Origin of the sequence: Bacteroides sp. 3_1_13, assembly GCF_001185845.1 — a bacterium.
In the GTDB taxonomy this organism is placed as follows: Bacteria; Bacteroidota; Bacteroidia; order Bacteroidales; family Bacteroidaceae; genus Bacteroides; species Bacteroides xylanisolvens.
The window spans coordinates 829,905-839,874 of sequence record NZ_KQ236956.1 but is presented as its reverse complement, the minus strand read 5'-3'; the positions used below and the strand labels follow the sequence as shown (position 1 = coordinate 839,874).

9 protein-coding genes are annotated in these 9,970 nt (G+C 44.6%); 6 read left to right on the top strand and 3 right to left on the bottom strand.

From position 1 onward, the window contains the following. Window positions 1-127: 127 nt before the first annotated feature. From HMPREF9009_RS15895 to HMPREF9009_RS15870, 6 genes are all read left to right on the top strand, one after another. The gene (locus tag HMPREF9009_RS15895; protein ID WP_049702684.1) at window positions 128-1,069 is read left to right on the top strand and encodes a tyrosine-type recombinase/integrase; all 942 of its coding nucleotides are present in this window, start codon (window positions 128-130) and stop codon (window positions 1,067-1,069) included. A 436-nt stretch (window positions 1,070-1,505) separates the two neighbouring features. Beyond that, entirely contained in the window at window positions 1,506-2,495 is a 990-nt protein-coding gene (locus HMPREF9009_RS15890) for a DUF3575 domain-containing protein (protein ID WP_229077639.1), read from the top strand. After that, on the top strand, window positions 2,477-3,361 hold the full coding sequence (locus tag HMPREF9009_RS15885) for a FimB/Mfa2 family fimbrial subunit (RefSeq protein WP_053095313.1): 885 nt from the start codon (window positions 2,477-2,479) through the stop codon (window positions 3,359-3,361). The genes HMPREF9009_RS15890 and HMPREF9009_RS15885 overlap by 19 nt, the downstream gene beginning before the upstream one ends. Window positions 3,362-3,414: 53 nt before the next feature. Further along, on the top strand, window positions 3,415-4,359 hold the full coding sequence (locus HMPREF9009_RS15880; protein ID WP_049702682.1) for a fimbrillin family protein: 945 nt from the start codon (window positions 3,415-3,417) through the stop codon (window positions 4,357-4,359). Between the two features lie 43 nt (window positions 4,360-4,402). After that, window positions 4,403-5,347, top strand: coding sequence for a fimbrillin family protein (locus HMPREF9009_RS15875; RefSeq protein ID WP_049702681.1), 945 nt, complete (start codon window positions 4,403-4,405; stop codon window positions 5,345-5,347). Window positions 5,348-5,626: 279 nt separating this feature from the next. Further along, window positions 5,627-6,583, top strand: coding sequence for a PD-(D/E)XK nuclease family transposase (locus HMPREF9009_RS15870; RefSeq protein WP_049702680.1), 957 nt, complete (start codon window positions 5,627-5,629; stop codon window positions 6,581-6,583). Window positions 6,584-6,694: 111 nt separating this feature from the next. On the opposite strand, the gene HMPREF9009_RS15865 is transcribed toward HMPREF9009_RS15870, so the two are convergent. The 3 genes from HMPREF9009_RS15865 to HMPREF9009_RS15855 form a co-directional block, all read right to left on the bottom strand. Further along, a complete protein-coding gene (locus HMPREF9009_RS15865) occupies window positions 6,695-7,849 on the bottom strand; it encodes an acyltransferase family protein (protein WP_049702679.1) in 1,155 nt (384 codons plus the stop codon). 97 nt (window positions 7,850-7,946) lie between these two features. Beyond that, a complete protein-coding gene (locus HMPREF9009_RS15860) occupies window positions 7,947-8,510 on the bottom strand; it encodes a Crp/Fnr family transcriptional regulator (protein ID WP_004315309.1) in 564 nt (187 codons plus the stop codon). A 47-nt stretch (window positions 8,511-8,557) separates the two neighbouring features. Then, window positions 8,558-9,952, bottom strand: coding sequence for an acyloxyacyl hydrolase (locus tag HMPREF9009_RS15855; RefSeq protein ID WP_008639981.1), 1,395 nt, complete (start codon window positions 9,950-9,952; stop codon window positions 8,558-8,560). Between the last annotated feature and the right edge of the window lie 18 nt (window positions 9,953-9,970).

Below are 9,970 nucleotides of genomic sequence, written 5' to 3'. Positions count from 1 at the left end.
TAATTATAGATAAAATATTTTTATTTTTATACTTTAAATTGCAGATGTCCGATTATATTTACATTTTTGTTTTACTAATTTAAACAAATATGATAATTCGTAAATAATAATTATTAAAAAAAACTGAATGAAGAAAGAAAATCTATTCTCGTTTATGAGGCAAGTGACTGCCGAATTGCAAGGAAGGGGAAATTTGGGGACTGCTCATGTATATAAAAGCACCTTGAATGCGATTCTCACTTTTCAGGGGTCCGAGAAGTTAATGTTCCGTCAGCTGACGTCCGAATGGGTGAAACGTTTTGAAATCAGTCTGCGCGAACGCGGATGCAGTTGGAACACGGTGTCTACGTATCTCCGAACGCTGCGGGCAGTTTACAACCGTGCCGTAGACCGGCGGAAAGCTGTGTATGTACCTCATTTGTTCCGATCGGTCTATACGGGTACACGTGCCGACCGCCAACGTGCGTTGGATGGTGAAGATATGAGAAAAGTATTCACCCGGCTGCCCCAGTCCCGCATCCCTCCTATGGTGGAGAAAGCACGCGATTGGTTTATCCTGATGTTTCTACTTCGCGGATTGCCGTTTGTCGATCTGGCCTATCTCCGCAAGAATGATTTGCAAGGAAATGTGATTACTTACCGCCGCCGCAAAACAGGCCGTTCCTTGTCCGTGACGCTGACACCGGAAGCAATGTCCTTGTTGCAAAAACACATGAACCGCAACTCTGAATCGCCCTATCTCTTTCCCATCCTGCGAAGCAAAGAGGGAACGGAAGAAGCATATCGTGAATATCAGCTGGCATTGCGCAACTTTAACCATCAATTGGCATCATTGGGAAAAATGTTGGGACTTGAAGACAAGTTGAGTTCTTACGCCACCCGCCACACGTGGGCTACCACAGCTTATTACTGCGAAATCCATCCGGGAATCATTTCCGAAGCAATGGGACATTCATCTATCACCGTGACGGAGACATACTTGAAGCCCTTTCATAGTAAAAAAATAGACGAAGCAAACAGACAGATTATAGATTTCGTGAAGCAGTTAACAGGCCACGCAATACACTAAGGAACAGACCGTTACTTTGTAGGTAACGGAAGAAATCGATGCCGCAAAGATGAGCACATTTCTTAAAATATCCAAATTAAATCGAACATTTTTTCTAATAAAACACTCAAAAACGGAATAATACAATCAGAACACGAGACTTCTTTGTATCAAGGCTTCATTAATGTCTGAATTTTAGCAAAAGAATCCCTCTCCTCTGCCGCTTGTCAGAAGCAGGGGTAAGATATTTTATTATCAAAATCGTCTTTCAGCATCGCGGCTACTCCCGAAAGAGCAGACACGAAGACTCTTCCGTTACCTACAAAGTAACGGATGTGGGAAATAGCTATATGTAGGTTGAACTAGAGGTACAATAATCTCAAAATACAATAAGATGCTAATGCGCAAATTTTATCTTTTACTTTTGTTTTTGCCGTTTCTACTGCCTGTCAGTTCTATGGCACAGAATCAGATTCCTGATACCGTTTATGTTTTTCGCTTTGTTTCCCATAAGGATATGTTCTATGTCCCGTGGAAAGATAACGAAACACAGTTGGATCATCTTTTGGCTGTGGTTGAAACCCACAAAGCTACCATTCTTAGTGGTGAAGTCCCTTTATTGATAGACGGCTATTGCGCTTCCGAGCCCACATCTGTCGAAAATCTAAAACTCGCCAGAGTTAGCAGCAACCGTGTGAAATCCGAACTGATCCTCGAAAAAGGCTTGAATGAATCCTGTTTTATCACTCACAACCACACTGCACCTTATGGGGATTTACGACATGTTGTTATCGTTCGTCTGCGTTTTCCTCAAGAAGAAGTGGAAGAAAAACCAATTGTCGGAGAAAAAGAAACGTTCATCATCGCACCGAAAAAACCGAAGCAGGAAACGCCCGCAGATTCAACATCCCCGACGGATACATCTTCGGAAGTGACTGAAACTCCGTTGAAGGCATCCGACTTTCATCATCTCACTCTGCGTGCCAACCTGCTTCATTGGGCTACTCTTACTCCGGATTTAGGATTCGAATGGCGGATGAACCGTCATTTCGGTCTCTTGCTCAACGGTAGTTGGACCACATGGAGCTGGGACCATAAGAACCGTCGCTATGCCCTTTGGAAAGTCTCTCCCGAAGTGCGTTATTACCTGGGCAAACAAGGCAAAGGCTTTTTAGGTGTCATGTATCATACGGGCGAGTTTCATTATAAATTGGGCAAGACCGGCAAGCAAGGCAATTATCAAGGCGGAGGACTGACAGGCGGTTATATCTTCAACCTGAACCGTTCGCTTTCTCTCGACTTCCACGCCGGAGCAGGCTACACTTACGCTGACTATGACGAATACGCACTCATCAATGATGTCCGCGTCCACAAAGGCAGTAAGACAAAAAATTATTGGGGTATTAACCAACTAGGAATCACACTGATATGGAAACTAATAAAATAACCTCCCGCGCAGCCCTTTTTTGCGGGGTCGCCTTGATGCTGACCTCTTGCGTTAAAGACGATATTGATAACACGCCCCATCCTTCACAGGGAGCGATAGTGATTACAACAGATTGGAGCAGCCGTGCAGACCAGGCCGTGCAGCCTGTATCGTATACGCTTCGTGTGTCCGGCCAGTCCGGGCAAAGCGACGAACAGCCCGTGAAGGGAAACACGAATATTTTTCATTCTTTGCTTGCTCCGGCAGCTTACGAATTATTGGTTTATAACACCCCCGAAGCCATAACCGTCACCGGTGATGTTGCCACGATAGCTTCGACAGACGAAAATAACATAGAAGCTCTTCCCGGTTATCTCTTTTCCGCTACGCAGACATTGGACGTAGTAAAAGATGACACCTTATTTGTAACAGTGGGAATGTTGCAACATATTCGTCAGCTGACGTTGGTGCTGAAACTCAAAGAAGGAGATCACGACCGCATCACCAGTTTAAATGCCACATTGAGCGGCATTGCCTCCAGTATAAATCTCGCGACCGGAGCATGGGCTTCCCCGACAGGAGTATCCCTTTCTCCTGTTTTTGAAAAAACAGAAGAAAAGGACGGAACGCCGACACTGACCGCCACGATCCGTTTGTTGGGAATTATCGCGGAAGAAAAACAGGAGCTTAGCATAGCTGTTGCATTAAACAACCAATCGGTGTACACGATAAAGACAGACCTTACCGAAGTATTGCAGAAATGTTTCGACGGTTCGATGACTCCGCTGGTATTGGGGGCCAACTTTGACTTGCCTTCCCAAGGAGATTTTTCCGGTAATATAAATAGTTGGAATTCGGTAGAAGGCGGACATGTGGATATTCATTGATTGCACGTGTTGTAAACAGAACAGAATAATAACAACAAATAGATTGAAAGACAATGGTGAAAAAGAAATTAGTACTTTATGTTGCGTTGGCTGCCTTATGGGGAGCTTGCGGCAATGACAACGAATCTCAACCGACCGCTGCGCCCGACGGACGTACGGCATTGACTGTAAAGGGCGAGATCGGCACAAAAGGGGCTTCCGTAAGCCGTGCCATAGATACGGACTGGGGCAGCAATGATAAAATTGGAATTTTTATGGTGTATTCCGGAAACGGTGTAGGGCTTACGTTGGAGAATATTTGCGACGGAGCAGACAATAAATGTTACATAACCCCCAATGGCAATGGCAAATTTGAACCTTCTGTCACGCCGGAAGAACCGGGAGAAGTGAATACAAATAGAATCTATTTTCCGATTATCGGTACAGTGGATTTTTATGCTTATTATCCATTTGTCACTCCGTTGACGGATTATACTTGTTCTCTGAATATTGCCGACCAAAGTAATCAGGAGGCTATTGATTTCATGTATGCCGACAAAGCGGAAGGGTATACAAAAAATAATCCGGTAGTATCGTTCAATTTTAGCCATCAACTTTCCAAACTGGTGTTGACTATTACACCGGGAGACGGATTGACTGCTGCTGATTTAGAAAACCTTAGTGTCACTGTGGGCGGACAACACACCACAGCCACATTTAATCTTTCCGATGGTACTCTGACGGCGGGTGCGGAAACAACAGACATCACACTACTTACAACAAAGTCCGGTGCTTTGTGTGAAGCAATTTTATTACCCGACGCGACTACATCGCGCACGTTGACTTTCGATTTGAACAATGACAATGATCTTCCTTTCACTTGGGAAATGGATAAAGCATTGGCAGCAGGCAGTAAGTATACGTATGACGTGAAGTTGCATCGTACAAAAATAGAGATCACAGGAGCTACTATTACCGAATGGACTCCGGTGAACGGCGGCGGAGTAGATGCGCATTAATTAAGTAGATTAATAATAAATATAAACTAAAAAAAATACAGTTATGAGAAAAGTCTATTTTTTTGCAGCTGCCTTGGTTGCAACATTGACAGGATGTGACAATAGTGAAATGAACAATATCACCGATAGCAAACAGGTGGCAGTGGAAGTGACGGCCGGAATTGAAGGAGTAACAACGCGTATGAAAAATACGACATGGCAGTCTGGAGACGAGATCGGCGTTTTTGGAACGAGCGGTAAAATGAGTTATTCGAATTACCGTTATCAGTGGACGAGTGGAAATGCTTTTAAACCATATTCGAATGTTATTTATTATGGTGATGAGGAAGGTCAGTTTACGGCATATTATCCGTATGCTGCTGCCAAGGATATTACAGATAATAAGATTACAAGGAAGCTGCTAGAACAGTATTCTACGTATTTGGACGACCAGATAGATTTCCTGTATGCTGAAGCAACAGGTACAAAAGACGATCCTCAAGTTGATTTTCAATTTAAACATAAAATGAGTAAGGTGGTCTTAAAGTTAGTGCCAGGAAATGGTTATAATTCCGCGAGTGGTTTTGCGTCGTGGTGGAACATCGTTTTTTCGAATTTACATTCTCAAGTTTCATTTAATATTAAGACAGGCGAGGTGGAACCGATTGGAAGTGCAGAAGAATTGAATTTTGCTTATTCTGCTGTTTGGGGATTTAGTGGAAATTATGTTGCGGCAGATAATGCGACTTATTATACTTTTATAGTATGTCCCGGCGAACGTGTTGATGGAGGTATGAAGGTGGATTTAGTGTATAATAACAAGTACGACGGATATACTCTTCATACAACATTATTTACTGGCAGTCAGGTTTTTGAAACCGAAGCCGGAAAGGAATATACGTATACTGTAACCGTAAACAAGACGGATCTAAAAGTGGAAAATGCTATTATTTCTCCTTGGGATCCTGTAACTTTACCTAATGATGGAAAAGTGGATACAACTCTGTAAAAAACATCTCCGGAACAAAAATCCCCTGGTAATATGCTAGTATGCTGAAGATGTAATACAAGTTCCCTAGTCCTCCTATTATATTAAAAGAGAAAGTAGAAAGCTCGGACTTTCCCGGACTTTCTACTTTCTCTTTGTCTTTAAACATCTTAGGACTGTAAATGTGGTATATCAAATTAAGTAAGAGACCATAGGTAGAAGAAAACATTGTTCATAATCGATTGAGTAACAGAAATAATGATTATCTTTGTAGGTACGTTCATTATATAAAATCAAAAGATGGAAACAACTGATCGCTATATCAGATTTGATTGGGCCATAAAACGCCTTTTACGCCAGAAAGCCAACTTCGGGGTGCTCGAAGGGCTTCTCACTGTACTCCTGAACGAGAAAGTAGAAATCATCGAACTACTGGAAAGCGAAAGCAACCAGCAGACTATTGACGATAAATTCAACCGGGTAGATATTAAAGCAAAAAATAGTAAAGGGGAAATCATTATTGTAGAAATTCAAAATACCCGTGAGCTGTATTATCTGGAACGCATCCTGTATGGAGTTGCCAAAGCAATCACCGAGCATATTTCGCTAGGCGAACGATACTATGAGGTGAAGAAAATCTACTCCGTGAGTATTCTTTATTTCGACATCGGTATAGGTGATGATTATCTGTACCACGGACAGAATACGTTTTTAGGCGTACATACGGGAGATCAATTATTGGTCAGCACCAAAGAAAAGAATGCGATAGTGAGCAAGCTCCCCAGCGAAATCTTTCCCGAATATTTCCTTATTCGGGTGAACGAATTCGACAAGGTAGCTGTCACTCCCCTTGAAGAGTGGATAGAATACCTGAAAACAGGCCGCATCCGACCCGATACGCAAGCCCCCGGTCTTGCAGAAGCTCGCCGGAAACTCGTTTATTATAATATGAATCCCAAAGAACGTCATGCTTACGACGAACATCTGAATGCTATCATGATTCAAAATGATGTACTGGATGGAGCCAAACTGGAAGGACGAATGGAAGGATTGGCAGAAGGACTTGCAGAAGGTAAAGCAGAAGGTAAAGCAGAAGGACTTGCGGAAGGACTTGCAGAAGGTAAAGCGGAAGGACTAGCAGAAGGCGAAAAGAATAAGCAAATCGAGATAGCCCGTAAGTTCAAAGAAATAGGACTTAGCACTGAAATGATTATTCAAGGTACCGGATTATCTGCAGAAGAAATTAACGCCTTATAATACATTCATAAAATAAAGCCCTACCAAGAAACGGTAGCGGATTATAAATTTAAAAGCCCCGTTTTGTCTTTTGATAAAACGGGGCTTTAAGATATAATAGATCAATGAAAACTATCGTTTCTTACCCAAGAAACGTTTTGCCAAATATTTACGTATCGGTTCGTCATACAGTTTCAGACACAGATAAGCAAGCACGATACTCAAGACAAAGACGCACACGGCTACGTGCCAAGTCTCGCCCAACGTATAGAGCTTATTCTCAATCAGCCATGCATAGAACAGGTACATCAACGGATAATGGATCACATAAACCGGATAGGATATATCCCCCAGAAATTTGCATACTTTTGTCGATTGCACGTCCGTAGTGGTGCCCGACGCTCCTATCCAAAGAATGATAGGGAAAGCCACAATCACACAAAACGCTTCATAAATACCATTCATGCAAAGCGGCTCCATTCCTTCGAGATAAGGAACAGAGAACAGGGCAATCAGCGCAATGGTACAGATCCAAAACGCACCCTTCACCTTCATAGGCTTGAAGTTGCGCGACATCAGCATACCCAGTGAGAAAGGGAAAAGCATACGCAACGAGCCGCCCAGGAAATTAACCCCGTCCAGCGTCCAGCCCACTCCTATGTTTCCATAAGTGGAGACATTGAAAACGGCAAACGCTGCCAATGCTGCACCCAGCAACACCACAAATACCGTCAGCGCCTTGTTGGACAAGCGGCGGATGAACAACGCATACAGGATATTACCGATATACTCGAAAAATAACGACCAGCAAGGGCCGTTCAACGGAAACATCTCACCATTGCCACGAACTTCATATCCCACACCCGGCATGGCAGGAATGAAGAATATCGTGCAAAGAAGAGACAACATAATCATGGAGATGGCTACATGCGTTCCATCCCATTGCACACAACCCTGAATACAGAATGTGATAGCACCCAATACGGCACCCATAACGACCATCGGATGAAGACGTATCAAACGACGTTTAAAGAAATCTTTCATGGTGAGACTCTTGCCCCAACGGTCGTCATAAGCGTAACCGATCACGAAACCCGAAAGGATAAAGAAGAAATCCACGGCAAGATAACCGTGGTTGAGAGTCTCGATATTGCCACCACCGGCAAAAGCATATCCCTCGAATACATGATACCATATCACCATAAGAGCCGCTACACCGCGAAGTCCGTCAAGAAGATCATAATGTGCTTTGGTATCTGCAAAGGCTGAAGAAGAAATGTTCGACATCTGTTTTTCTATTAGTTAGTTAGTATTTTCAGATGGCAAAGATACGGTTTGCGAAACGAAGTTCTTTTGCTTAAAAGCAAAAAAGCCCTACCGAAAACTATTTTTTAGCACGTACCCGACTAAGCGTGTAGATGGAAATGCCCAAAAAGGCAGCCACATACTTCAGCTTCACCCGGTTTATCAGTCCGGGATAGCGACGGTTGAACTGCTCATACCGTTCTTTAGGCGAAAGCTGGAGCCGTTCCACAAACATGTGGCTAAGCTCTTTGTTGACATTCTGATGCAGGATGCGCCCCCAGTTGGCTATGTCGATATAGGTTTCGTAGAGCATATTCAGCTTGTCGATATGGATGACGTAGATTTTGCAATCGGAAAGCGTTTCAATGCTCTCCACCGACGGTTGCTGATAGTAGAGCGAATCCATGCCGAACGTAATGTCGCCTTCCAGCGTGAACCACGTAGTAGTGTCCTGTCCGTTGTGATGGAATACGGAACGGGCAATGCCCTCTTCAATGAAATAAACCAGGCGGTCTGTTACCCCCGACTGGACGATATAGGTATCTTTAGGATAATATCGCAGTTCCATATTCGCCTGAAGCGCCTGAAGCGCTTCATCGGATACCGGATAGATTTCTCTGATTTTTTGAATAATGTTTTCCATTTTGAGATTCCTTACTTGATATTCGACAGGCCACCGGACGGACATTTCTAATGACGCACCTTAGGATACTTATTATTGAAACGGAATCCCAAGCCGAGCATCAGATAATTAGGTGTCTGAAAGTTTTGGAGATTGTAACCGATGTGAAGGAAAGAGCTACGTGTCACGTCTATCTTCAACGCAAAGACCTGATACAGCCCCCGCAAATCGCCACGCCCCAGCACATTCGTTCCCAAACCGACATTGATGGTGAAAAACGGCATTACATACTCCGCCCGTCCCGAAAGTCCGAGAGCAAGCTGATGCTGAATGCCCGGCACAAGAAACCTGCGTCCGGAAGTGCCGCTGCCTCCATCGTAATCGTACTCCACAATCCGGTCTTCGGTGTACACATTGGCACTACCGTCATAAACACCGTCCAGCGAGACGCCGAATCGCAGCTTATAGTTGAGGTTGTACATCGGGGCAAAGTTGAATCCCGCCACGGGGTAACTGCCCGGCGAAGCTATCTGCTTCCCGCTTTCTACATACACGCCTTTCCGTCTCCACGAGCCGAACAACACAAGATCGTAACTGATATGACGGGGAAAACGGGGAATATACGGCTTGACCAAAGACTTGGTCAGGTCGGATTCTTCACGGTTGAAGTTGTACACCAGACCGATTTTCGCTCCGGTGGTGTTCACTCCTGCGTTGGGGAATTTGGTGTTGCCGTTGGAGAAATGCGTAAAATCTCCGCCGATGATAAAATCGAAATAACGGGAAAGCGACCAATTGAGGTAGATACCTGCATTGAGATACGCATTCACCCGTGAACCTACCGCTCCGTTGTAGGAGTTGTAATCGTTATCGTATGGTTTCCATCCGGCAGAAAGGCCGAAATTCCACTCGTAATTGAGCGAAAGACGGGGATTGAAACGGGCGATACGTGCGCCCTGAAAGACATAGAACGTCACCGGATCACCGAGTTGCTTACGGTCGCCAAAGGTGGTGACGGCCAAGCCGAAGCCTTGGTAGGCTCCGCCGTAGATACGGTCGGCACAGGTATTGGGACGAAACTTGAAGGAATATTTCAAATGAGCGGCAAAGGAACTTTGGATGGGCTTCCACCGTTCGTTCTCTCCTTGCAGGAAAGGATTGGTGGGGAACACGTATTGCGGCCGAGCTTCTATCCCCAACCGGTGAATGAACCGATGGGGAACGTAAGGAGCTACCGTGTCCATGCCACATTGCGGGAAACTGTTGCGCCGGAATCCATGAAGTTCTTCCTGCAATCGACGCACTTCTTCACGAAGTTCGCGGACGTCCTGCTGGAGTTGCTCCACGTCTTGCCTGACCTCTTTCACCTCCTGCCCCACTTCTTGCGCGCACAGCGAAGCAACGGGGAAAAGCAAGGCGGAACAGAATAGGATGATTTCCCGTCTGGGTATCTTTACTCTCATATCATAGTCTGGTTAGTC